Annotated in this window: 24 protein-coding genes; 13 read left to right on the forward strand and 11 right to left on the reverse strand. The window is 44.5% G+C overall.

The genetic code is table 11. From position 1 onward, the window contains the following. Positions 1 to 4: 4 nt before the first annotated feature. Genes hisA through hisIE form a run of 3 tightly spaced genes read left to right on the forward strand, consistent with a single transcriptional unit; the run spans position 5 to position 2129 of the window. Positions 5 to 742 carry a 1-(5-phosphoribosyl)-5-[(5-phosphoribosylamino)methylideneamino]imidazole-4-carboxamide isomerase gene (gene hisA, locus R7E42_RS09360; protein WP_318072596.1) on the forward strand — a complete coding sequence of 246 codons (738 nt, stop codon included), beginning with the start codon at positions 5 to 7 and terminating at the stop codon, positions 740 to 742. Further along, positions 724 to 1497, forward strand: a complete 774-nt coding sequence (gene hisF / locus R7E42_RS09365; RefSeq protein ID WP_004749837.1) for an imidazole glycerol phosphate synthase subunit HisF — start codon at positions 724 to 726, stop codon at positions 1495 to 1497. The genes hisA and hisF overlap by 19 nt, the downstream gene beginning before the upstream one ends. Next, complete coding sequence (gene hisIE / locus R7E42_RS09370) at positions 1494 to 2129, forward strand: bifunctional phosphoribosyl-AMP cyclohydrolase/phosphoribosyl-ATP diphosphatase HisIE (protein ID WP_053307441.1); 636 nt, start codon at positions 1494 to 1496, stop codon at positions 2127 to 2129. Before hisF ends, hisIE begins: the two co-directional genes overlap by 4 nt. 275 nt (positions 2130 to 2404) lie before the next feature. Here the strand turns inward: hisIE and R7E42_RS09375 are convergent, their stop codons facing one another. The 4 genes from R7E42_RS09375 to R7E42_RS09390 form a co-directional block, all read right to left on the reverse strand. After that, positions 2405 to 2920 carry a YchJ family protein gene (locus R7E42_RS09375; protein ID WP_031812834.1) on the reverse strand — a complete coding sequence of 172 codons (516 nt, stop codon included), beginning with the start codon at positions 2918 to 2920 and terminating at the stop codon, positions 2405 to 2407. An 87-nt stretch (positions 2921 to 3007) separates the two neighbouring features. Next, complete coding sequence (locus R7E42_RS09380) at positions 3008 to 4222, reverse strand: EAL and HDOD domain-containing protein (RefSeq protein WP_017821720.1); 1215 nt, start codon at positions 4220 to 4222, stop codon at positions 3008 to 3010. A gap of 98 nt (positions 4223 to 4320) precedes the next feature. Then, entirely contained in the window at positions 4321 to 5058 is a 738-nt protein-coding gene (lpxH, locus tag R7E42_RS09385) for a UDP-2,3-diacylglucosamine diphosphatase (RefSeq protein WP_005378157.1), read from the reverse strand. A 60-nt stretch (positions 5059 to 5118) separates the two neighbouring features. Further along, the gene (locus tag R7E42_RS09390; protein ID WP_005378156.1) at positions 5119 to 5613 is read right to left on the reverse strand and encodes a peptidylprolyl isomerase; all 495 of its coding nucleotides are present in this window, start codon (positions 5611 to 5613) and stop codon (positions 5119 to 5121) included. A 202-nt stretch (positions 5614 to 5815) separates the two neighbouring features. Between R7E42_RS09390 and cysS the strand changes: the two genes are divergently transcribed. Both cysS and R7E42_RS09400 read left to right on the forward strand, forming a co-directional pair. Beyond that, on the forward strand, positions 5816 to 7198 hold the full coding sequence (gene cysS, locus R7E42_RS09395) for a cysteine--tRNA ligase (RefSeq protein WP_318072597.1): 1383 nt from the start codon (positions 5816 to 5818) through the stop codon (positions 7196 to 7198). 87 nt (positions 7199 to 7285) lie between these two features. Then, positions 7286 to 7864, forward strand: coding sequence for a thymidine kinase (locus R7E42_RS09400; RefSeq protein ID WP_042522050.1), 579 nt, complete (start codon positions 7286 to 7288; stop codon positions 7862 to 7864). 60 nt (positions 7865 to 7924) lie between these two features. Here the strand turns inward: R7E42_RS09400 and R7E42_RS09405 are convergent, their stop codons facing one another. Genes R7E42_RS09405 through R7E42_RS09415 form a run of 3 tightly spaced genes read right to left on the reverse strand, consistent with a single transcriptional unit; the run spans position 7925 to position 10284 of the window. Then, on the reverse strand, positions 7925 to 8563 hold the full coding sequence (locus R7E42_RS09405) for a YdcF family protein (protein ID WP_005389814.1): 639 nt from the start codon (positions 8561 to 8563) through the stop codon (positions 7925 to 7927). Then, on the reverse strand, positions 8560 to 9387 hold the full coding sequence (locus tag R7E42_RS09410) for an NAD-dependent epimerase/dehydratase family protein (RefSeq protein WP_017634682.1): 828 nt from the start codon (positions 9385 to 9387) through the stop codon (positions 8560 to 8562). Before R7E42_RS09410 ends, R7E42_RS09405 begins: the two co-directional genes overlap by 4 nt. Before the next feature lie 18 nt (positions 9388 to 9405). After that, positions 9406 to 10284, reverse strand: coding sequence for a LysR family transcriptional regulator (locus R7E42_RS09415; RefSeq protein WP_256901043.1), 879 nt, complete (start codon positions 10282 to 10284; stop codon positions 9406 to 9408). An 89-nt stretch (positions 10285 to 10373) separates the two neighbouring features. On the opposite strand from R7E42_RS09415, the gene R7E42_RS09420 reads away from it, so the two are divergent. After that, entirely contained in the window at positions 10374 to 10820 is a 447-nt protein-coding gene (locus tag R7E42_RS09420; protein WP_042522041.1) for a PACE efflux transporter, read from the forward strand. A 43-nt stretch (positions 10821 to 10863) separates the two neighbouring features. Here R7E42_RS09420 and R7E42_RS09425 read toward each other — a convergent pair whose 3' ends face one another. Beyond that, on the reverse strand, positions 10864 to 11097 hold the full coding sequence (locus R7E42_RS09425; RefSeq protein ID WP_005387662.1) for a TIGR02647 family protein: 234 nt from the start codon (positions 11095 to 11097) through the stop codon (positions 10864 to 10866). A 299-nt stretch (positions 11098 to 11396) separates the two neighbouring features. On the opposite strand from R7E42_RS09425, the gene focA reads away from it, so the two are divergent. Continuing rightward, entirely contained in the window at positions 11397 to 12257 is an 861-nt protein-coding gene (gene focA, locus R7E42_RS09430) for a formate transporter FocA (protein ID WP_005378146.1), read from the forward strand. An 85-nt stretch (positions 12258 to 12342) separates the two neighbouring features. Here the strand turns inward: focA and R7E42_RS09435 are convergent, their stop codons facing one another. Next, positions 12343 to 12480, reverse strand: a complete 138-nt coding sequence (locus tag R7E42_RS09435; RefSeq protein WP_005378145.1) for a hypothetical protein — start codon at positions 12478 to 12480, stop codon at positions 12343 to 12345. Positions 12481 to 12834: 354 nt separating this feature from the next. Then, the gene (locus tag R7E42_RS09440; RefSeq protein ID WP_256901045.1) at positions 12835 to 13647 is read right to left on the reverse strand and encodes an ABC transporter permease; all 813 of its coding nucleotides are present in this window, start codon (positions 13645 to 13647) and stop codon (positions 12835 to 12837) included. A 462-nt stretch (positions 13648 to 14109) separates the two neighbouring features. On the opposite strand from R7E42_RS09440, the gene torE reads away from it, so the two are divergent. The 4 genes from torE to R7E42_RS09460 all read left to right on the forward strand — a co-directional run bounded on the left by torE (position 14110) and on the right by R7E42_RS09460 (position 19951). Further along, positions 14110 to 14289 carry a trimethylamine N-oxide reductase system protein TorE gene (gene torE / locus R7E42_RS09445; RefSeq protein WP_005378141.1) on the forward strand — a complete coding sequence of 60 codons (180 nt, stop codon included), beginning with the start codon at positions 14110 to 14112 and terminating at the stop codon, positions 14287 to 14289. Positions 14290 to 14339: 50 nt separating this feature from the next. Next, positions 14340 to 15524, forward strand: a complete 1185-nt coding sequence (gene torC, locus R7E42_RS09450; protein ID WP_005378139.1) for a pentaheme c-type cytochrome TorC — start codon at positions 14340 to 14342, stop codon at positions 15522 to 15524. A 26-nt stretch (positions 15525 to 15550) separates the two neighbouring features. Then, positions 15551 to 18013: a trimethylamine-N-oxide reductase TorA gene (torA, locus tag R7E42_RS09455; protein WP_318072598.1), complete on the forward strand. Its 2463-nt coding sequence runs from the start codon at positions 15551 to 15553 to the stop codon at positions 18011 to 18013. Between the two features lie 198 nt (positions 18014 to 18211). Next, the gene (locus tag R7E42_RS09460; RefSeq protein ID WP_318072599.1) at positions 18212 to 19951 is read left to right on the forward strand and encodes a glycoside hydrolase family 36 protein; all 1740 of its coding nucleotides are present in this window, start codon (positions 18212 to 18214) and stop codon (positions 19949 to 19951) included. Positions 19952 to 20028: 77 nt separating this feature from the next. On the opposite strand, the gene R7E42_RS09465 is transcribed toward R7E42_RS09460, so the two are convergent. Beyond that, positions 20029 to 21243, reverse strand: coding sequence for a putative manganese transporter (locus R7E42_RS09465; protein WP_064368040.1), 1215 nt, complete (start codon positions 21241 to 21243; stop codon positions 20029 to 20031). Between the two features lie 186 nt (positions 21244 to 21429). On the opposite strand from R7E42_RS09465, the gene R7E42_RS09470 reads away from it, so the two are divergent. Together R7E42_RS09470 and R7E42_RS09475 are read left to right on the forward strand one after the other, a co-directional pair. Then, the gene (locus R7E42_RS09470; RefSeq protein WP_318072600.1) at positions 21430 to 22335 is read left to right on the forward strand and encodes a manganese-dependent inorganic pyrophosphatase; all 906 of its coding nucleotides are present in this window, start codon (positions 21430 to 21432) and stop codon (positions 22333 to 22335) included. 68 nt (positions 22336 to 22403) lie between these two features. Beyond that, positions 22404 to 22793, forward strand: a complete 390-nt coding sequence (locus tag R7E42_RS09475; protein WP_062730703.1) for a DUF2750 domain-containing protein — start codon at positions 22404 to 22406, stop codon at positions 22791 to 22793. Positions 22794 to 22835 lie beyond the last annotated feature (42 nt).

A 22835-nucleotide genomic window follows, 5' to 3' on the forward strand; every position in this document is an offset into this window, starting at 1 on the left:
TAGTGTGATTATTCCAGCTCTTGATTTAATTGAAGGACAGGTGGTTCGCCTTTATCAAGGTGATTACGGCCAAGTAACTGAGTACAAAGTCGACCCAGCAGAGCAGTTCAACTTGTACCACCAAGCTGGTGCTAACTGGCTGCACTTGGTGGATTTAACTGGCGCGAAAGACACGACAGCACGTCAACTTGATTTAATTGCAAAGCTACTAGCAAGCACGCCAGCGAACATCCAAATCGGTGGCGGAGTGCGCACAGAGCAAGACGTGATTGAGCTGCTAGAAGCGGGGGCTCAGCGTGTTGTCGTTGGCTCAACAGCAGTAAAACAGCCAGAGCTTGTGAAAGGTTGGATGGAAAAATACGGTGCAGAGAAAATCGTTCTCGCGCTAGACATCAACATCGATCAAGACGGCACACGTAAAGTAGCGATTTCTGGTTGGCAAGAAGATTCAGGCGTGACTATCGAAGCTCTGATCAACGATTACCTGACGGTAGGTTTGCAGCACGTGCTTTGTACGGACATTTCTCGTGACGGTACGCTAGAAGGCTCAAACGTAGAGCTTTATGTCGACCTATGTAAACAGTGCCCACAAGTGCAGTTTCAATCTTCAGGTGGCATTGGCTCATTAGCAGATATCGAAGCGCTAAAAGGCAGCGGTGTGGCTGGTGTGATTGTTGGTCGTGCGCTGTTAGATGGTAAATTCACAGCAGAGGAGGCATTTGCATGCTGGCAAAGCGAATAATTCCATGTCTTGATGTTCGTGATGGACAAGTGGTGAAGGGCGTCCAGTTCCGCAACCACGAAATCATTGGCGACATCGTTCCTCTGGCGCAGCGTTATGCGGAAGAAGGCGCTGACGAGCTTGTGTTCTACGATATTACCGCTTCAAGTGATGGGCGTGTCGTTGACAAAAGTTGGGTCGCTCGCGTTGCTGAAGTGATTGATATTCCCTTCTGTGTCGCTGGTGGTATTAAATCAGCGGAAGATGCAGCGCGCATTCTTGAGTTTGGTGCAGACAAAGTGTCTATTAACTCACCTGCATTGGCTAACCCGCAACTGATTACTGACCTTGCTGATAAGTTTGGTGTGCAATGTATCGTCGTTGGTATCGATTCATACTACGACAAAGAGACAGGCAAGTATCAGGTTTACCAGTTTACTGGCGATGAAGAACGCACCAAAGCAACTCAATGGGAAACACGTGATTGGGTGCAAGAAGTACAAAAGCGTGGCGCTGGTGAAATCGTACTGAACATGATGAACCAAGACGGCGTACGTAACGGTTACGATATTGAACAACTTAACATGGTGCGTGAAGTGTGTAACGTGCCATTGATTGCATCGGGTGGGGCAGGTGCTATGGAGCACTTTGCGGAAGCATACCAAAAAGCAAATGTGGATGGCGCGCTTGCCGCATCGGTATTCCACAAACAAGTCATCAATATTGGTGAACTAAAGCAGTATTTGAAACAACAAGGCATTGAGGTACGACTATGAGTGTGAAAGCCGCCGAAGTAAGTTCGCTAGTTGAGCGAATCAACTGGGAAAAGGTGGATGGTCTGGTACCTGCTATCGTACAAGATTTCCAATCAAGCCAAGTGCTTATGATGGGTTATATGAACCAAGATGCGTTGGCAAAAACGGGCGAAACAGGTCAAGTGACGTTTTTCTCTCGTACCAAGCAGCGTCTTTGGACGAAAGGTGAGACCTCCGGCAACGTATTGCAACTAGTGAACATTCAGCTCGATTGCGACAACGATACGCTACTGGTGAAAGTGAATCCCATTGGTCCTACGTGTCACTTGGGTAACACAACTTGCTGGGATGTGGACCCTCAAGAGGAGTCACAAATGGTGTGGCTTCATCAACTTGAGCAGCTATTGGCTGCCCGCAAGAGTGCCGACCCAGATTCCTCTTATACTGCCAGTCTTTATGCCCGTGGCACCAAGCGTATTTCGCAAAAAGTGGGCGAAGAAGGCGTTGAAGTCGCGCTTGCGGCGACGTCGGGCGATAAGGCGGAGTTAGTGTGTGAATCTGCAGATTTGATTTATCACTTAATGGTATTGCTTCAAGACCAAGGCTTATCGATGAATGACGTAGTGAACAAACTGAAAGAGCGTCATAAGTAAGCTTGCGATAAGTGAAAGCCCCTATGCTCTCGAGCCTAGGGGCTTTTTACTTTAGTGTTCTTGATTCGGGGCAAAAACCGGCAACAGTGCTGGTGGCGATTAGATTCTGAATCACGCTCGTCCCTCGCTGTTCAGAATGACGGTATATTTTCTAATGGTACTTGCAGTAGAGTTATTTACTTCAAATAGGTACATATATTCACGTCACTCCAACGAACCTAGGCGAAGTCAAGAATCCAATTAAATCGAGCTCAATAAGCTAGGAGTGGATGATCTTACCCACAACACTTCTTAAATTTCTTACCGCTTCCACAGATACACGGGTCGTTACGACCTACTTTTAGGCTACTCACTGGTTGGTTTAGGCGAGGATCTTGTTCTGGTTCTTCTTCTAGCTCTTCTTCTGGAAACGTGCCGTCAATGTAGTACCAAAGCCCATTTTCTTTCACGAAACGAGAACGCTCTGTCATACAGTAGCGTTTGCCGTCTTCATCAAAATAAGCGCTAAACTCTACAAAGCCTTCATTGTCATTACTGCCAGCTTCTGTTTTTACAACTTCAAGCTTGCACCAATCGCTGTCGATAGATTGGGCAATGCCTTCACGTTGCTCTTCTGCATTACAGCTTGGGTGGTATGTGTTCACCACGTAATCCACTAGACCTAACACATGCGCGCTGTAACGAGAGCGCATTAGCTGCTCCGGAGTGGTGACGTCAGCGTGGTTATTGTGGGCAATTTCACAACACTGTTGGTAGGTGCGGTTAGAGCCGCAAGGACAAGAAGAAGCCATAAAATGAAATCTCGATTAATTAAGCGGTAAAAACAAACAACCCCACATAAGTGAGGTCGCAGGTATTCTTTGGGGCATTATAGCCGTTTAGGGCGTTTGAGACAGCAGTTCTTGAGCCCATTCCGTCGATTGATTAAAAGCGTCTGCTAATTGAGGTTCGGTTAATTTAAGAACGGTGCAATATCGCTCGGCTAACTCCCAGTCCGCTTGTTCGTAGGCGATCGTCATCGAAAGTAAGTGACCAAGTACGCCTTTTCGACTGGTTAATGCGAGTTTTATATCTTCGTCAACGGGGATATCTTCAATGACATCCGAGAGCGGTTGATCGAGCAAAGATCCGAGCAAAGAAAACATGCCTGTCAAAAAAGCCTGCCCAGGGTCATACCTAGTGTTCATTTGACTAAGTAGCAGTTCACACATTCGTGCACGCTGAATCGCTAAAGAGTAAAGAGAGTCAGGTTTATCTTCTTGAACGGAGGCAATTGCAACTAAGGAAATAAAGCGTCGTAGTCGCTCTTCACCCAGATAAATAAGCGCCTGTCTGAACGATTTGATCTTAGTCGTTAATGTATATCCTGAATTTACGTAAGTAAGCAGCTTGTATGACAGCGTCACATCAATCGAAAACAGACGTTCAACCTCATTGAAGTCGATGGGCTTATCTGCAATCTCTTTACAAAGTTGGATGACGGTAAGAAACGCGGGGTTCAACCGTTTTTTCTGGATCATCTCAGGTTTGCTAAAAAAATACCCTTGAAAATAGTTAAAACCGGCTTCTAGAGCTTGCTCAAACTCTTCATAGGTCTCTACCTTTTCCGCAAGAAAGTCGATTTTAAATGGGCTCAACGCCTGAATAAAAATGGCAGCTTTCTTGATCGGCACAAGTCTAATATCAAACTTGATCATGGAAACGTATGGAAGAAAACGCTTCCAAGCTTTCGTCGGAACAAAATCATCCAGAGCAATTTTGTACCCGCACTCATGAAGGTGCTTGATGGCTTCTAACAGTTCTTCTGTCGGTTGGCAGTCTTCAAGGACTTCAATGACGAGAGATTCTTTAGGAAACAAAGTTGGGACCAAGTTCACCAAGCTTTGATGCGGAAAGTTAACAAAGCCAAGTTTGTTTCCTAATGTGTTGTAATGCGTCGACAAAAAATGATCGGATAGCAGTCGACTAGTAGCCAGCTCTGGTTCTACTTCAGGGAAGGTATTTTTAGGGCCGTCTCGAAAGAGGAGTTCGTAACCTATGGTTCGTTTTTCTCTATCCAGAATCGGTTGGCGAGCTACGTAAGAATACTTCAATTAGGTACTTCGTTCTGTTTAACTTAGTATTATGATAATAGCGATTTTTTACAAAATATCTACGACTTGAGCGTGAATCTTCTACACGCTCTACATGCTTAACGCAAATTCTGTATGAACGGTCTCGTTTGCAGGTCAAAACTATCAGAATTTACTTTTAAAACTGAGCCTTGCGTATACCAATCCCCTAAAACAATTCGGGTCTTTTTAATGCCATCGACGTCAAAAAAATGTGTGTTCGGGCGATGTGTGTGACCATGAATCATTATGTTGACGCAGTTCTGAGACATCACTTTCTCGACCTCATTTTGGTTAACGTCCATGATATCTAATGACTTGCTCATTTTATCATCACGAATATCGGATTGAACTTTTGAGACAATTTTCTTCTTAATGAACCAAGGAATACGGTTAAACAACCATTGTAGCCATGGCTTGTGAACGGTTTTTCTAAACTCTTGGTATTTCACATCGTCAATGCAGAGCGTATCGCCATGTAGGATTACGGCTTTTTGACCATAAAGATCAATCGTGCAGACATCGTCGAGTAATGTCATACCGGTTTCTTTGCAAAAGCGTTTGCCGAGTAAAAAATCTCGATTGCCTTGGATGAAAAAAGTTGGCACACCCGCATCCGTCAGTGCTTTAAATTCTGCACGGATTTGGTCTGCAAAAGGGGTGTTGTCATCGTCACCAATCCAGAACTCAAACAGATCGCCGAGTACATAAAGTGCATCAGCTTTTGTTGCTTCTGTTCGCATGAACGTCACAAAACATTCCGTGATATCAGGACGTGATGGGGTAAGGTGAAGATCGGAAATAAATAATGTCGTCATAGAAATAAGGGGAAGCTATGCCTCCCCATTAACTTATCTTTTAAAAATAATTCCTAAGAATTACTCTTCAATTGTTGTACCAGTGATTACTACGTCTTCTAGAGGTACGTCTTGGTGCATGCCGTAAGAACCAGTGCTAACGCCTTTGATCTTATTTACGATGTCCATGCCTTCGATTACTTCACCGAACACACAGTAACCCCAACCATCTAGGCTTTCGCTACGGAAGTCTAGGAATGTGTTGTTGTTTACGTTGATGAAGAACTGAGAGCTTGCTGAATGCGGCTCCATAGTACGTGCCATAGCAAGTGTACCCACTTTGTTGCTTAGGCCGTTGTTTGCTTCGTTCTTGATAGGTGCACGAGTCGCTTTTTCACGTAGACCAGACTCCATACCACCACCTTGGATCATGAAGCCGTCAATAACACGGTGGAAAAGCGTGTTGTCGTAGAAACCGTCGCGGCAGTACTGAAGGAAGTTTGCGCTTGTCTCTGGCGCTTTCTCTTCGTTTAGTTGAATCTTGATGTCACCAAAATTAGTGTGAAGGGTGATCATGCTACTTTCCTTTACTGTGTTGTGTTGAGCCCGAGATTCTAGCCTAAGTTCTAGTGCTTTAAAAACTCAGGAAGAGGAAATTCTTCGTTTTGTGCTTGAAGTTTAGCCGATTATCGTTTTATCGGTTAATTGCTATTACCTAACTAGGTTGGAGTTGATATACTCATCTTCTTTTATTCATTCACAATCATAGATAGAGATCATGTTAAAGATATATAACACACTCACAAGACAGAAAGAGGAATTCAAACCAATTACAGCTGGCAAAGTCGGTATGTATGTCTGTGGAGTTACCATCTACGATCTCTGTCACATTGGTCACGGTCGTACTTTCGTCTCTTTTGACGTTGTATCACGTTACCTTCGCTACTTGGGCTACGATCTGACGTTTGTACGTAACATCACAGATATCGACGATAAGATCATCAAACGTGCCGCAGAAAATGGTGAGTCTTGCGATTCATTGACTGAGCGTTTGATTGGTGAAATGCACGCTGATTTTGATGCGCTGAACATGAAACGTCCGGACGTTGAACCTCGTGCGACACAGTTTATTGCTGAAATCATCGAATTGGTTGAGAAGCTAATCGAGCGCGGTTTTGCATACGTTGCAGATAACGGTGACGTAATGTTTGAAGTAGGTAAATTCAACGAATACGGCAAGCTTTCTAAGCAAGACCTTGATCAGCTTCAAGCTGGCGCGCGCGTTGATATCGAAACAGCAAAACGCAGCCCTCTAGACTTTGTACTTTGGAAGATGTCAAAGCCGGGTGAACCAACGTGGGAGTCACCATGGGGTCCTGGTCGTCCAGGTTGGCACATTGAGTGTTCAGCAATGAACTCTTCAATCCTAGGTAACCACTTCGACATTCACGGCGGTGGTTCTGACCTTCAGTTCCCACACCATGAAAATGAAATCGCACAATCATGCTGTGCACACGATACACAATACGTGAACACATGGATGCACAGCGGCATGGTAATGGTAGACCGTGAGAAGATGTCTAAATCTCTAGGTAACTTCTTTACTATCCGTGACGTTCTTGGTCACTACGATGCTGAAACAGTGCGTTACTTCCTAATGTCTGGTCACTACCGTAGCCAGTTAAACTACAGCGAAGATAACCTAAACCAAGCACGTGCTTCGCTTGAGCGCCTGTACACATCTCTACGTGGTTTAGACCTAAACGCTGCGCCTGCTGGTGGTGAAGAATACGTATCTCGCTTCACTGCAGCGATGAACGATGACTTCAACACACCAGAAGCTTACTCAGTACTGTTCGACATGGCGCGAGAAGTTAACCGTCTGAAGACAGAAAACCTAGAGAAAGCGAGCGAACTCGGTGCGCTAATGCGTGAACTAGCTGACGTGATCGGTATTCTTCACCAAGATCCTGAAGCCTTCCTAAAAGGTGGTGCGGGTAACGATGATGAAGTGGCTGAAATCGAAGCTCTGATCAAGCTGCGTAACGACTCTCGTGCTTCGAAAGATTGGGCGAATGCAGATATGGCTCGTGACAAGCTGACCGAAATGGGCATTGTTCTGGAAGATGGTCCAGAAGGCACAACGTGGCGTCGTAAGTAATTGAATTTTCATTTTTAAAGGGCTGATAATTCAGCCCTTTTATTTTCCATTTCCATAAATTAAAACTTTAACTTTAGGTAATGCTCTGTGGCTCAGATGTATTTCTATTACTCAGCAATGAATGCGGGTAAATCAACAACGCTTCTTCAATCCTCTTTCAACTATCAAGAACGCGGCATGACGCCAGTTATTTTTACGGCTGCGCTAGATGATCGTTTTGGTGTCGGTAAAGTGAGCTCTCGTATTGGTCTTCAATCTGACGCACATTTATTTCGTCAGGATACCAATTTGTATCAAGAGATCGCAGATCTGAATGAGGTTGAAAAACGTCACTGTATTCTTGTTGATGAGTGTCAGTTCTTGTCGAAAGAACAAGTTTATCAACTTACTGAAGTCGTTGATAAGTTGCATATTCCAGTATTGTGTTACGGCCTTCGCACCGATTTTCTAGGCGAACTTTTTGAAGGCAGTAAGTATCTATTATCTTGGGCGGACAAGCTGGTTGAGCTCAAAACAATCTGCCATTGCGGCCGCAAAGCGAATATGGTTATTCGTACCGATGAACACGGCGTGGCAATTAAAGAAGGCGATCAAGTTGCGATCGGCGGTAACGATAAGTATGTCTCCGTATGCCGCCAACATTACAAAGAAGCACTCGGTAAATAAGCCGTATTGATACAGAAAAGCCACCGAACTTGGTGGCTTTTTGTTGTCGGTTAGAAAAAGTTAGACTAAGTCAAAACCAAACCGCTCGAGTAAAACCTGGTAAGAAGATTCGACTTGCTGAGGGATGTTCTGCTCGGTTTGAAATCCTTTCTCTGGATAGCTTTTTACGCGAGAGAAATCTTCCATTAGTGCTTCTAGCACCATCATTAATGGCATGTCTTCATTAATGTATTCAAAAAATGGAAGAGCCGCAGAGCTTACTTGGAGCTGAGTGTAGGGTGACTGCCACTGTTTTTCAAATGTCGCGATTGCTCTACGCTCCATAAACGGTTTTTGTACCAGAATAAACGAGGAACATTGTTTTCCTTCCTCTTTTAATCGTTGCTCAGTAAAGCGGACGTTTTCTCCGCTGTTTGTGGATTTAGTCTCGAGCAAAATTGCTTCGCTTGGAACGCCCGACAACTTTGCAATCTCGGCAAAGGTTTCTGCCTCGCTTTTTTCAAACAGTCCATCTGTGAAGCGACCTTCACCCCCTGAAAATACAATCAAAGGTGCCAACTTTTGGTGGTAGAGCTTGGCAGCGTGCTCCGCTACACGCACATCATTACTGCACATCACAAACAAACAGTCCGCAGGCTTCAGTTCATGTTTAAGTTGCATGTAATCCCAAAGCGTTTCTATATGTCTATAGAGTCTCATAGCGCATCCAAAGTTGAATTGAAGTGAAATCGATAACCAAGTGAGAGTAGTTTGTCAGCAAGAATACGCTTGTCAGCTTGCTCTGTGACGGGTGGAAGAGGTATCTCACTTCCGATTTTGTTTATGGCAGCTTGGTAGAACTCAGCCTTGCTGACAGTATGAGGTGTCGTAACATTAATGACTTGGTTGCTTAAATTGCCTAAGGCAAATTTCGCAGCCGAGACAGCATCATCTTGATGAAGCATATTAGCTGGTGCTTTACGACTAACTTGTTGAAGCCTTGCTGCAAAGCGAGATGGGTGTCTATCTGGCCCGATTAATCCGCTACAACGTAGAATAACAAAGCTAATATTCGAGTCGATAACATGCTGCTCTGCTTGAAGCATAATACGTGCATTGTCAGAGAAATAAGGGCTTTCGGCTGCTAAAGAGATTGACGCGTCAGCTTCTTCCATATCGGAAGCAAGGTTAGGGTAAACCGTTGTAGAGCTGATCATGAGAAGTTTTTCAACGTTGTTTTGCTTAGCTGCGTTGGCAAGTATTTGCCATTGCTGTGCATATTCTTGACCGCGTCCTTTACGAAATCCTGGAGGAAAAGCACCGATAACGTGCGTAATTTGATGCTGTTTGAGCAGCTCATCTAGCCGTGCTGTGGCGTTCAATTGATTGAAATCGAACAATGCGGAGTGAGTTAATGAGGTGGGTAACTCTTTTAATCGAGTTTGGCTACGACGAGTGACAACAACATAGTGTCCATCTTTCATCAATGTTTCTGCTAGCGGAGTTCCGAGCCAGCCTGCACCTACGATCAATGTATTTGCCATTTGGGTCTTCCTACTTACTTATGTCTGCCCGAATAGGTTGAGCAGTTCTGCTTTGGCTTGTTGATGGAGGGGATCTGAATGCCATTTCTGGTGCTGAATAAGGTCAACATTGACTTGCCAAGCCAGTTTTGTGAAATCATCCCCAACTTTTTTTAATGTATTAGGTGAATACGCGACTAAATGCTGTGGTAGAAAGCACCAACCAAACCCTTTATTCGCCAATTCCAACAAAATATAGTAGTTATCAGCGTACCAGATATCTGGGCTAAATGCTTGATTGAGACCACATGGCTCTGCACTTTTGGATCGTATGACCAATTGACGATGTTGTTTTAGTTGATCAATGTGAGTGATTTGCTGCTTTGCTAAAGGATGTGTTGAAGAGACATAGACATCAAATGCAATATTGCCAAGATTGGTGAAATCGATGTGTCTTGGCATTTGTAAATCACTCAAAATAATCCCAGTCGTGGCGCGTTCCGACTTAACCAATTCAATGATATCAGGGCTTGATGCCGTTAAGCATTCAACTTGTAAGTGTGGAAAGCGTTGCTCTAACTTCTTTAGCACATCCGGCAAGCGAGTCAGAGGAATCCCTTCATCAATAGCTAAGACTAATTTGTTCGTTGGCGTGGAAAAGAGCTGTGATGCCCTATTGTTTAGGCGGTCGAGTTGGCTGATTGTTGCTTGTGCATAAGGTATGAGCGCGAGGCCATTCTCAGTTAATTTAGGGTACCTGCCTGATCGATCGAAAAGCTCAACGCCACAGTCGATCTCCATATTCATGATGTGCTGGCTCACTACAGATTGAGCTCGCCCCAGTTTTCTAGCTGCTCCTGAAAATGATCCTGCTTCTGATGTAGCAATGAAAGCTTGCAGTTGTTCGATGGTAAACATATCGCTTAAACCGATGGTATCTAACTTTTGATTATCTAAATAATAGATAAAGTTCTAAGCATTGAGTAGAACTATTTGGATAGAGAAATATGACTCGTAACGAACGAATTTTTCATGCAGTACTTTTTGAGTTAATCGCACTCGCGATTATTGTACCAGCGGCTTCATTGATCACTGGAAAGGGCTCTAGTGATCTTGCGTTGGTTGGGGTCGGGTTGAGCATGTATACCGTGATATGGAACTACATCTACAACTTGTACTTTGATAAGTGGTTTGGTGACAATCGAGCTGAGCGAAGTTTAGCGATGCGGCTTGGACACACTATTGGTTTCGAGGGAGGATTAATCTTTATCTCTCTACCTGTGATTGCCTGGTTCTTAGAAATTACGCTTCTTCAAGCTCTAATGCTGGAAGCCGGCTTCCTCGTTTTCTTCCTATTTTATGCCACTGGTTTTAACTGGTTGTATGACAAGGTTCAACCATTTAGCAAAATGAAAAAGCGATTATTGCCACAGGCATCGACAGGAAAAATATAGGACTAAAAAACGCCACCGAGTTCGGTGGCGTTTTTTGTTCAAATTACACAGACAAAACTCTTAAAATCTTATCTGCATGTTCTGCAACTTCAATGCCTTCGTCTGTTAGATAACCACCGTCAGGCTGTGTACAAAGTTGCTTCTTATATAGACGAGCAACGGCTGCCTGCATTTCTTCTGACGCGTCTGTATGAACTTTAATACCAGTTGCAGCACTACTTAGGTCGAACTGAAGAAGTAGATTCAATTCGGCGATATGTTCAGCTGAATATTTCATAAATGATTCCTTTGCGCTTTTTTTACCAAGCTAGTCTGAAAAGTAGCGTTGGGCAACATTCAACGACAAGAAGTGTTAAGTATGGCGCTATCAGGCTGATATAACGCAGGATCTTTGTTCGAAAGGTCGAATACTTGTTAAGTATCAATGATACTTACGGTAGCGAATGATAGGCGCTATTTATTGCTTGATCTCCCAATAACAACGATTTTAGTAAACACGCCAAATAGCACTTGAAAAAATAGGGAAATAGAGCGATTATCCGCGCCTCTTTAAATGTTTCTAAATGTTACACCAGAATGAACTTTAATCAGTTTGACTCACTATTACCGCCACAAGCTGCGGAACGCGCGGCTGAAGTGGGGGTAGGCAAAGCAACGAAAGCTCCAATCAAATCTTTTCTGCTCGCCATTTCTGCGGGGCTTCATATTGGTATTGCTTTCATCTTCTATACCACAGTAACGACAGGCGCAGGCGAGCTGCCTTGGGGCATTACACGACTCATTGGTGGTCTGGCATTTAGCCTTGGTTTGATTTTGGTGGTGGTTACTGGCGGCGAGCTTTTCACTAGCTCTGTACTGACACTAGTTGCGCGTGCGAGTGGAAAAATCTCTTGGCAAGCACTTATCAAAAACTGGTTGGTGGTTTACTTTGGCAATATGGTTGGGGCCATTTTGCTCGTGGCCTGTATGCTAGTTACCAAGCAATATATGTTTGATCATGGCCAAGTTGGTCTTAACGCGATGGCGATCTCCCAACACAAATTACATCATGGTTTCTTTGCCGCTGTTGCGCTTGGCATTATGTGTAACGTACTAGTTTGTATTGCAGTTTGGATGACGTTTAGTGGGCGAACATTGACAGATAAAATAGCGGTCATGATTTTGCCTGTGGCTATGTTCGTGTCGGCAGGTTTTGAGCACTGTATTGCGAACATGTTCCAAGTACCTATGGCGATTGGTATTAAGTACTTTGCGCCAGAAGCGTTTTGGCAAATGACAGGGGCAGATATTGCAAACTACGCGGACTTAAACATGATGGGGTTCATCGTAAACAACCTAATTCCTGTTACGATAGGAAACATTATTGGTGGTGGCGTATTTGTTGGCATGTGGTATTGGATGATTTATCTACGCGATGAAGATAACCATTTGCGATAAGTTTAGAAGATCACAAGAAAGGCGAACCAGATGGTTCGCCTTTCTTTTTACTTGTCTCTGCAAGTGTCAAATAAGTCGAGTCATGCTAAATCAACTCTTCGTTGATGCCAAAATCGGTTGGGAGCCAATGAGAAGTTACTTCCTTTGGTTCTTGAACGAGCCAATCCAGAGGTGCATCGGACAGGAGTTCATCGTAATTTTCTTTGATCATTAAGACATCCATGTACGTCTCTCCAAGTTTGTGGTCACTGCCTTTACTTTAAAATTAGAACATGTCAGTCACGTGATCAATGCATGACGATTCGATTGATCACTTATGTTGCTATGTTTCTGGTTGCGTATGGGTTTTGGGGGCTTATCCACATTTTCTGTGGATAACCTGTATCAAAGGTCGTGCGTATCTAAACTTGCAAAGAAAATTTCATAAAATTAGAGGCTTATATCAAAAAGAATTCTGCCTGACTTTTCATCTGAAAGCGTCTTGATGAGTGCTCGAAGAATAGTTGAGTTATTCAGTTATAAGTACGTTCGACTTGGCAACATGAGTTGTTTAACGGGCTTTACCCACAAGCGCCAACTAACCGTGAGTTTTGGTCGATTCGGGTTGCTCGATTTTTATCTTTATTCGGCCTTCTTTGGTTTGTACCCAGCGCAATGTCATTTCTAACGTTATGGTTACGGAGGCACTCAACATGACGAAAATAGCCAGCATAATTACTAACTGGTATTTAATCGCAACCATCGGGCTCGCGCCACCTAGAATTTGACCGGTCATCATACCCGGTAAGGTAACCAGCCCTGTAGTGGCCATAGAAGCTAAAGTCGGGGCAAGGGACTTTCTAAGAGCCTCCTGAATGAAGGGGAAGGATGCGTAGCGAGGAGAGGCTCCAAGTGAGATTGCAGCCTCATATTCTGTTTGTCTCTGCTCAAAAGCCGTAAACAAATTCTGAAGAGCGATGATATTACTACTCAAGCTGTTACCCAATAACATACCAGCAAGTGGGATCATGTACTGCGCATTGTAAATAGGGGATGGTTGCACTAAGCCTGCTGTAATTGCTATCAGAAGTGGTATTAGACCACAGGTAAGGCCCGTTAGTAGAGGAAGCATAAGTGGCTTTTTAGGTAAGCGAGCTTTTCCCGCAATTGAGCTGGCACCAATCAGTAGCATGATGGCAAGCCAAAGTATATTGACAAGTAAGCTGTTTAATTGAAAAAGATATTCTAAATACACGCCAATCAATATGAGCTGAAGTGTCATTCGGATAACACTGATTATGGTGTCTTTTGCTATCCCTAATTTGTAGCGGGCATTGATAAAGAAGGGGACCAATAAAATCAAACCAAACAGTGCCAGTTTGACCCAGCTTATATCCACCACGTTATCCATAATCGCTCCTTGAAAGTACGCGAATAATTGTATCTAAGCCTCTCCTTTATATGAACCACTACGTGCACTTTTTGCTGTTCTTAAAGTAAATCTTGAGTGCTATTTTCGACATTAATACGCAGCATTTTGTTTACAAACGGTTATCTTTTTCGGAGTTTTTAAGTCGATTTATGGCATGGTAATTACGATTTAAATGTGATCGATGTTTCTTAAATGTTGGTTATTTAACAACTCCTTAAAAGACTTATTTTGTCACATCTGTTCATGTTTTTTAATAAATAACATCAATCCATCATATCTCTGGATGAGCTCAAAAAAGTGTTGAATTACAAGGTCTGAGGTCGCTTATTTGATTGAACCCTACTATTAGTATGGTCTAACATTTTCCATTAGAGATTGTAAAAAACTTAAGCTTGGTTACGCGGGCTTTTCAATAACACTAGATACAAAATAGGCAAATGTATGAGTGATGTTAATAAAATTGAGAGTGGTGAAAAACGCTCCCTGGAGTGGAAGTCGTTCCTCTTCATTGCAGTTGTTCTCTTCCCAATTCTGAGTGTGGCCTTTGTTGGCGGCTACGGGTTCATCGTTTGGATGTTGCAAGTCTTCTTCTTTGGGCCTCCAGGCGCACACGGCATGTAAGCCAGTGAGCTCATAACCACACTTTTGAAAAGATTTTAAGAGAGCAAATAATGAAATCATTAATCATTAAACTGTGGCGTACCATGACGCGCCCAGCTGTACATATCAGCCTAGGTGTGCTGACTATGGGCGGCTTTATTGCTGGTGTTATCTTTTGGGGTGGCTTTAACACCGCTCTAGAAGCAACCAACACAGAAGAATTCTGTATTAGTTGTCACACAATGCGTGACAACGTATACGTTGAGCTACAAGAAACGGTGCACTGGAAAAACCACTCTGGTGTTCGTGCTACCTGCCCTGATTGTCACGTTCCACATAACTGGACAGATAAGATCGCTCGTAAGATGCAAGCTTCTAAAGAAGTATTTGCACAAGTATTTGGCAACTACGACGAACCGGGTGTGTTCGAAGAGCGTCGTATCGAACTTGCTAAACACGAATGGGATCGTTTCTCGGCAAACAAATCTCTGGAGTGTAAAAACTGTCACAACTACGAATCGATGGATTTCGAGCAAATGTCTCCAACCGCTCGTATCCAAATGAAGCAAGCCGCTGAGAAAGATCAAAGCTGTGTTGACTGTCACAAGGGTATTGCGCACAACCTACCAGCAGGCATGGACAGCATTGGCGGTATCGTGGGTGATCTAGAGGGTATGACTTCTAACACGGATTACGGCGTTGGTCAGCAACTCGTGAGCGTTCGTCACCTACCAATTTACTTTGATGCGCAAGGCAGTAAAGAAGCTGGTCTTCTTAATCCTGCATCGACCGTTAAAGTTCTTGAAGACAAAGGCGAGTTTGTTGAGATAGAAATTGACGGTTGGCGCAAAGCAAAAGGTTTTGGTCGTGTAATTCAAGAAGACTTCGGTAAGAACATTGCGACTGCGTCTCTGATGAAAGAAGCAGCAACAGACAGCAATATTGTGACGACTGGTGAGAAAAAAGTGGATGAGTTAACAGGCCTTCCTTGGGAAAAAGTAGCGGCGAAAGTATGGATTAAGAAAGAGTCTATGCTGAACGACATCAATCCTGTTTGGGAAAAATCTCGTGAAGCCTACAAGACCAATTGTTCTGTATGTCACACTCAACCTGCGGAAGCGCACTTCGACGCGAACACCTGGCCAGGTATGTTCGACGGTATGTTGGCGTTCGTTAACCTAGATACAGACAGTGAAGCACTGATCTTGAAGTATCTACAGAAACACTCTTCAGATTATGCTGAAGGTCACCACTAATAAGCGTCGGATTGGAGTAATTTTAAATGGCTATTACACGAAGAAGTTTTCTTAAAGGTGTAGCAACCACAAGTGCAGCGTCAGTAATTGGTCCTAGCTTATTGGCGTCCGCCTCAGCAAATGCCGTTGAGACGACAGGTACTTGGAAAGTAACCGGTTCTCATTGGGGCGCGTTCCGCGCCCACATCTACGCGGGTAAAGTTCAAGAGATCAAGCCGCTAGAGCTAGACAAAAACCCAACAGAAATGTTGAACGGCATTAAGGGTATTATCTACAGCCCTTCACGTGTTCGTTACCCAATGGTTCGTCTAGATTGGTTGAAGAAACATAAATACAGCGCGGATACTCGCGGTAACAACCGTTTCATCCGAGTAACTTGGGATGAAGCGCTAGACTTGTTCTACCGTGAGCTAGAACGTATTCAAAAAGACTACGGCCCATGGGCGCTGCATGCAGGTCAAACAGGTTGGAACCAAACGGGTTCATTTAACAACTGTACTGCGCACATGCAACGTGCAGTAGGTATGCATGGCAACTTCATCACTAAAGTAGGTGACTACTCGACGGGTGCAGGTCAAACCATTATGCCGTACGTGCTAGGTTCAACCGAAGTGTACGCACAAGGTACGTCTTGGTCTGAGATCCTAGAAAACTCTGACAACATCGTTCTTTGGGCTAACGACCCAGTGAAAAACCTTCAAGTAGGTTGGAACTGTGAAACGCATGAGTCGTTTAAGTACCTTGCACAACTAAAAGAAAAAGTGGCGAAAGGTGAGATCAACGTTCTATCTGTAGACCCAGTGAAGAACAAAACTCAGCGCTACTTAGAGAACGATCACTTGTACATCAACCCGCTGACAGACGTAGCGTTCATGCTCGCTGTGGCACACGTGTTGTACAACGAAAACCTGTACGATAAGAAATTCATTGATACTTACTGTCTCGGCTTTGAAGAGTTCATTCAATACGTTCAAGGTAAGACAAAAGACAAAGTAGAGAAGACGCCTGAATGGGCAGCAGCGATTTGTGGTGTGAAAGCGGACAAGATCCGTGAATTCGCACGCATGCTAGTCAGCGGTCGTACACAGATCCTGATGGGTTGGTGTATCCAGCGTCAAGAGCACGGTGAGCAGCCATACTGGGCAGCGGCTGTGGTTGCTGCAATGGTTGGTCAAATCGGTCTACCTGGCGGTGGTATCTCTTACGGTCACCATTACTCAAGTATCGGTGTGCCTTCTACTGGTTTCGCGGGCCCTGGTGGTTTCCCTCGTAACCTTGACCAAGGTATGAAACCGAAGTGGGACAACAACGACTTTAACGGTTACAGTCGTACTATCCCAGTTGCACGTTGGATCGACTGTCTGCTAGAACCTGGCAAAGAGATCAACTACAACGGCGGTAAAGTGAAACTGCCAGACTTCAAGATGATGGTTATCTCGGGTTGTAACCCATGGCACCACCATCAAGATCGTAACCGCATGAAGAAAGCGTTCCGCAAACTTCAAACGGTTGTAACGATCGAGTTTGCTTGGACTGCGACATGTCGTTTCTCAGATATCGTTCTACCGGCGTGTACGCAATGGGAACGTAACGACATCGACGTATACGGTTCATACTCGAACAAAGGTCTGATTGCGATGCATCGCCTCGTTGATCCATTGTTCCAATCTAAGCCTGATTTCCAAATCATGAGTGAACTAACTCAGCGTTTTGGTCGCAGCGAAGAATACACTCGTGGTATGAGCGAGATGGAATGGATCGAAAGCCTTTACAACGATTGTAAAAAAGCGAACGAAGGTAAGTTTGAAATGCCAGAATTCAACGAGTTCTGGGAGAAGAGCGTACTAGACTTCGGTGAAGGTAAACCTTGGGTTCGTCATGCGGACTTCCGTAAAGACCCTGAACTTAACCCACTAGGTACACCGTCTGGCTTCATCGAGATTACATCACGCAAGATCGGCCGTTACGGTTACGAACACTGTCAAGAGCACCCAATGTGGTTCGAAAAATCAGAGCGTTCACACGGTGGTCCTGGTTCAGATAAATACCCATTCTGGTTGCAGTCTTGCCACCCTGATAAGCGTCTGCACTCTCAGATGTGTGAGTCTGAAGAGTTCCGCGCGACTTACGCGGTACAAGGTCGTGAGCCGGTTTACATCAACCCAGCGGATGCCAAAGCAAAAGGCATCAAAGATGGTGATTTGGTACGTGTATTCAACGGTCGTGGTCAGCTGTTAGCTGGTGCTGTTTTGACTGACAGCTACCCACGTGGCGTTGTTCGTATCGAAGAAGGTGCATGGTACGGTCCTCTAAACGAGAAAGAGGGCGCAATCTGTACCTACGGTGATCCTAACACGCTGACGCAAGACATCGGTTCTTCTGAGCTTGCACAGGCGACTTCTGCGAACACATGTATCGTAGACTTCGAGAAGTTCACAGGTAAAGTGCCGCCAGTCACTTCATTTGGTGGTCCGATTGAAGTTGCTTAATTAGTGCAGTTTGCATAAATCGAAATACCAGCCTCAGAGCTGGTATTTTTTTATCAAAATTTCAGTGAGCGTTGTCTCAATAGTAACTTCATAACGTTAAGCGAGACTGGTATTCGTGATGATAGTAACGAATTGGGTGAGACAAGCAGGAGATAATGCGCCAAGCTAAACAATAATAATTAAGTGAGTAGACTCTTTATGGCTCAGAGCATTCAATTAGCAAATCACACTGAGATCACTGTGAATAACAATGACTTCCAAGTTGAAGTCGAGGGTAATCAATTACATTTTTCTTTTGCTGGTCTTCACAATAAAACCTTTACCGACCGTGAAGTGTTATTCGAAATGCCGTTTTTGTACGAGCACGAGGCCAACGTAATTGGGGATGGTTTTCAAATGTTGGCGCAAACGGCGGGAACGATCAATCACCCCGTTGATATTGGTCGCTGCCCAGACAATAATCCTTCTTATCGAATCTATCCTAAAGATGCCCCTAAGCGTTATTACAACTATTTAGTGGTGGAAGGCTCGGCTGGCTACACATTATTTGGCTTCACATCATGTCATCGCTTTGCAGGCTATTTTGATGTTGTACTGCGTGATGGGCATTGGGTTTTATCAGCCGCAATTGATGGTGAGTTGACTCAAGTGGCGGATTGGGAAAGTAATCAACTTGAGTCCGTGGCGGTACTCTGCGGTCAATCACTGTCCGAGCTTTATCAAACCTATGGCGAGATGATTGCAGAGCATCATCCTGTTCGCCAAGGTGTGACACAAGATGCGCCTGTTGGTTGGTGTTCGTGGTACGCGTACTACGCAGACGTGACAGAACAAAACATCATGCAGAACGTAGATTGTATGCAAGATAAGCTCGAAGACCTAGAGTGGGTACTTCTGGATGATGGCTATCAAGCCTTTATGGGCGATTGGTTAACCCCATCAGATAAGTTTTCTGGTGGCGTAAAAGAGCTCATTCATAACATCCGTGCAAAAGGAAAAAAGCCGGCAATTTGGATGGCGCCTTTCATTGCACAGCCTGAGTCGGAGATCTTCAAACAGCATCCAGATTGGTTTGTTCGCCACAAGGATGGTGGCTTACTTAAAGCAGAAGATGTCACATACGGTGGTTGGCGATGCACGCCTTGGTACATTCTCGATACTTCAAACCCTGAAGTGCAAGATCACCTAACTCATGTGGTCTCTGTTATGCGTCAAGAGTGGGGCGTTGAGCTATTCAAATTAGACGCAAACTACTGGGGCACGTTAAAAGGTAAACGAAGCCAATCGGGTGTCACCGGTGTAGAAGCCTACCGCATGGGTATGGAAGCGATCGCTAAAGGGGCAGGGGATGCATGGCTGTTAGGCTGTAACGCGCCAATGTGGCCATCTCTGGGACTTGTGGATGCAATGCGTGTTTCTGACGATGTAGAGCGTCATAGTCGTCGATTCGAGCAGATAGCCAGAGAAACCTTTTACCGTAGTTGGCAGCACCGAAAACTGTGGCAAATTGATCCGGATTGCGCGACATTCACTTCATTAGCTAATCAATCTGCATCCAGAGAAGAGTATGAATTTCATCGCACGGTGTTATTAGCGAGTGGTGGTTTGCTGCTGTCTGGCGACCCACTCCCTGAGATTACGCCGTTTGCTAAGAAGACACTGGCTAAGCTCATGTTACGTCAACAACGTAACCAGCAATCTGCAAAGTTTACCGCTTTGAGTTTAAATCACGCGTTTTTAAAACTAACGACGAAGAATGACCTCCATTGTTTGTTTAATTATGCGAGTTACGGAGCGATGGAATTTACGCTGACGTCTGATCAACCGGTGGACTGGTATGATTACTGGACAGGGGAAAAGCTAAACCAAGAACCTTGCCAGTTGTTAATGGTGAGCGTTGATAAAGGGCTCAATGCGAAAGCGATCGTTACAGCATAGCGTGAAGTAAATCGCCCAATACCGAGATCAAGAAAGGAGCCTATTGCGGCTCCTTTCTCGTTTTGATGCTCTGGACGTTAGAACTCGAATAAAAAGTAATACCCGTATCCAACAATAAACGCAGGAATGGACGAATAAATTGTCGCGACCAAAGCAGCTTTCGGTGCCATTGCAATGGCGGGGAATAGGGCGTCACCATCGTTAGAAATCGCATTGGCCAGTTGCGCAGAAAGTGGCGCTGCACCAGAAATGTATAGGCTAGTGACTAAAATTTGCGGTCCACAACCAGGCAACATACCAATGGCTAGGCCAGCTAATGGCATCCAAATTCCCCAATGAGAAAAGGTTTCTACAAGGTCGAGTCCAGAAAAATAGGTCGTCAGTTCAAACGCCAGAAACGCCACGATCACCCAAGCACTGACGAAGTTTGTGTCTTGAGCCGCTTTTTGAATTGGGTGCGAATCCACAATTTTTTCATCTTCAGAGACTGTTGACTGATAATCGCCGAGCTCTTTTGTCATCGCCCACAACGACATTGTGATCACCGCGAAGATAGCGCCTAGCCATTCAATGGTATTGGTCTGCAAAGACAACAGCTGATTAATATCTATTTGGAAAGACATTAACACAGCAACGACACTAGCAGGCACAATAAGCCATTTCCAAAATGCGCCTTGTAGATTGATTGCACGTTGTTCAAGGGGTGTGTGTCGGTCTGTCTGGTGTTGGCAACAAGCATGTGTCTGAGGTGCTTCTTTTGGTTCTGGTCGCAGAAAGTTATCAGCATGAAAAGCATTAACGACTAACCCTGAAAGAGTACCCACGATAATGCCTAATACAACCACGCCTAATCCAACACTTGGCTTGGCGGCAAGAAGTAAAAAGGCAGCGTCACCCATTGTTGAAGTAAGTACCGCGACAATCGCACCAAATCCCACTCGGCCACTAATAAATTGCGTTGTCACAACAATAGCGCCACCACAGCCAGGCAAAGCACCCAATAAAGAAGCAAAGAAAACCTGATGATTACGCGAGCGATGGTAGAGCTCGGTAATTCGATTGGTTTTCGACATAAAGTTTGAAAGATAATGATAAATAGCCAATGTGGCAGCAACATAGCATGACACTGCCCAGAATGAGTCGGATAGCGTCTGTACGGCTACGTCACGTGTATTTTCATTGCCTAGCAAAATGAGCATGACGATAGGGATCAGCAATCGCTTATAAGCTAAACGAAACTGAGTAGGCTGAAACAACTGTTGTGCAGAGTGTAATAATTGGGTCGCGTTCATCGTTTACTCAAATGCAAATAGGAATAATTATCATTATATGTAAATGAGATTTATTCGCAATAGCATTGTGAACTTTTCTTCGTGTCAAACTCTCTGAAATCAGGTAAAGTATCGGCCTTTGTGAGCAAACACGCCCTAATTAACTGTATTAGGCGGCGTATAAAATTGACTTGAATAGGAAGAAACATGATTCTAGTTGTAGGTCATAAGAACCCAGACAGTGACAGTATTTGTAGTGCACTCGTTGCAACTGAACTTCTAAAAGCGCGTGGCGTTGAAGCTATGCCAATTCGCCAAGGCGAAATCAACCGTGAAACTCAGCACATCCTAGAAGTTGCTGGCGCTGAAGTTCCTGAGCTTCGCACATCAGTTGCGGGTGAGACCGTTTGGCTAGTAGATTACTCAGATCTAGCACAAGCACCAGACGATATCGCAGAAGCTGAAATTGCGGGTATTGTTGACCACCACCGTCTAGGTGACGTGATGACAGTAAACCCAATGGAAGCATGGATCTGGCCTGTTGGTTGTACCAACACTGTTCTATTCAACATGTTCAAGATTGAAAGTCACGCGATTACTCCACAAATTGCTAAGCTAATGATGTCAGCAATTCTATCTGACACAGTAGGTTTTGCTTCTCCAACTTGTACACAAAAAGACAAAGATGCCGTTGCTGAACTAGCGGCAATCGCAGACGTACAAGATGTTGACGCGTTCACTAAAGATCTTCTAATTGCTAAAACAAACATCGAAGGTCTATCAGCGGCTGAGCTTGTTGAGAAAGACCTTAAAGGTTACCCATTCAACGGTCGTGACGTAGTGGTTGGTCAAGTTGAACTTGCAACTCTTGAGCAAGTTGACGGTATGATCGAAGCACTAGAAGCAGACCTAGAATCTCGTTGTGAGAAAGATAACCTAGCGTTCGCTGCTGTAATGCTAACAGACATCACGACTGCTCAAACTCGTCTTCTATACAAAGGTGAGTGGGCTGAGAAGCTTGTTAAGCACGAAAAAGACGGCATGCTAATGATGGAAAACACGCTAAGCCGTAAGAAGCAAGGTTGGCCTTGGCTTCAAACTGAGCTAGCTTAATTTTCTAGCATATACTTTAAATGCCCGCCTAGCTGCGGGCATTTTTCTATGGGAAATAGGAGACGAATATGTCTGAGCAACTGACCCAAGAGCTGATGGATACCATTAATCGCTACAACGAAGAGCAACGTTTAAAGTACTGCGTAAAAGAGATTGTGGCGAATCGTAAGGTTTGGATTCTGAAAGACGAACATGGCTGTGTCATGTTAAATACAGAAGATGATGATTGTGTACCAGTATGGCCAAACGAAGAGTTCGCTTTGCAATGGGCGAATGGTGATTGGGAAGATTGCGAGCCAGAAGCGATCTCTCTAAACAAGTGGCACAGCCGTTGGACCTCTGGTCTAGAGGATGACGAGCTATCGATTGTTGTATTCCCAAATCAAAATGAAGAAGGGGTCGTATTGTTTCCTGACGAGTTTGATTTTGAACTGCGCAAACAAGCGAGCCGCCGTTAGTTTTTTGATTAGTACCCATGCAATAAAGAAGCCTGCGTTAAA

It is taken from the genome of Vibrio sp. Vb1337 (genome assembly GCF_033338715.1).
GTDB lineage: Bacteria > Pseudomonadota > Gammaproteobacteria > Enterobacterales > Vibrionaceae > Vibrio > Vibrio alginolyticus.

Bases quoted from the DNA above. Each gene is read 5' to 3' on its own strand.
- R7E42_RS09375 (WP_031812834.1), bottom strand. From the start codon at position 2,920: ATGGCTTCTTCTTGTCCTTGCGGCTCTAACCGCACCTACCAACAGTGT.
- R7E42_RS09440 (WP_256901045.1), bottom strand. From the start codon at position 13,647: ATGGATAACGTGGTGGATATAAGCTGGGTCAAACTGGCACTGTTTGGT.
- hisF (WP_004749837.1), top strand. From the start codon at position 724: ATGCTGGCAAAGCGAATAATTCCATGTCTTGATGTTCGTGATGGACAA.
- lpxH (WP_005378157.1), bottom strand. From the start codon at position 5,058: ATGACGACATTATTTATTTCCGATCTTCACCTTACCCCATCACGTCCT.
- R7E42_RS09465 (WP_064368040.1), bottom strand. From the start codon at position 21,243: ATGAACGCGACCCAATTATTACACTCTGCACAACAGTTGTTTCAGCCT.
- R7E42_RS09470 (WP_318072600.1), top strand. From the start codon at position 21,430: ATGATTCTAGTTGTAGGTCATAAGAACCCAGACAGTGACAGTATTTGT.
- R7E42_RS09390 (WP_005378156.1), bottom strand. From the start codon at position 5,613: ATGATCACCCTTCACACTAATTTTGGTGACATCAAGATTCAACTAAAC.
- R7E42_RS09475 (WP_062730703.1), top strand. From the start codon at position 22,404: ATGTCTGAGCAACTGACCCAAGAGCTGATGGATACCATTAATCGCTAC.
- R7E42_RS09420 (WP_042522041.1), top strand. From the start codon at position 10,374: ATGACTCGTAACGAACGAATTTTTCATGCAGTACTTTTTGAGTTAATC.
- hisIE (WP_053307441.1), top strand. From the start codon at position 1,494: ATGAGTGTGAAAGCCGCCGAAGTAAGTTCGCTAGTTGAGCGAATCAAC.
- R7E42_RS09415 (WP_256901043.1), bottom strand. From the start codon at position 10,284: ATGTTTACCATCGAACAACTGCAAGCTTTCATTGCTACATCAGAAGCA.
- torE (WP_005378141.1), top strand. From the start codon at position 14,110: ATGAGTGATGTTAATAAAATTGAGAGTGGTGAAAAACGCTCCCTGGAG.
- R7E42_RS09435 (WP_005378145.1), bottom strand. From the start codon at position 12,480: ATGGATGTCTTAATGATCAAAGAAAATTACGATGAACTCCTGTCCGAT.
- R7E42_RS09410 (WP_017634682.1), bottom strand. From the start codon at position 9,387: ATGGCAAATACATTGATCGTAGGTGCAGGCTGGCTCGGAACTCCGCTA.
- R7E42_RS09425 (WP_005387662.1), bottom strand. From the start codon at position 11,097: ATGAAATATTCAGCTGAACATATCGCCGAATTGAATCTACTTCTTCAG.
- torC (WP_005378139.1), top strand. From the start codon at position 14,340: ATGAAATCATTAATCATTAAACTGTGGCGTACCATGACGCGCCCAGCT.
- R7E42_RS09460 (WP_318072599.1), top strand. From the start codon at position 18,212: ATGGCTCAGAGCATTCAATTAGCAAATCACACTGAGATCACTGTGAAT.
- cysS (WP_318072597.1), top strand. From the start codon at position 5,816: ATGTTAAAGATATATAACACACTCACAAGACAGAAAGAGGAATTCAAA.
- focA (WP_005378146.1), top strand. From the start codon at position 11,397: ATGAACTTTAATCAGTTTGACTCACTATTACCGCCACAAGCTGCGGAA.
- torA (WP_318072598.1), top strand. From the start codon at position 15,551: ATGGCTATTACACGAAGAAGTTTTCTTAAAGGTGTAGCAACCACAAGT.
- R7E42_RS09405 (WP_005389814.1), bottom strand. From the start codon at position 8,563: ATGAGACTCTATAGACATATAGAAACGCTTTGGGATTACATGCAACTT.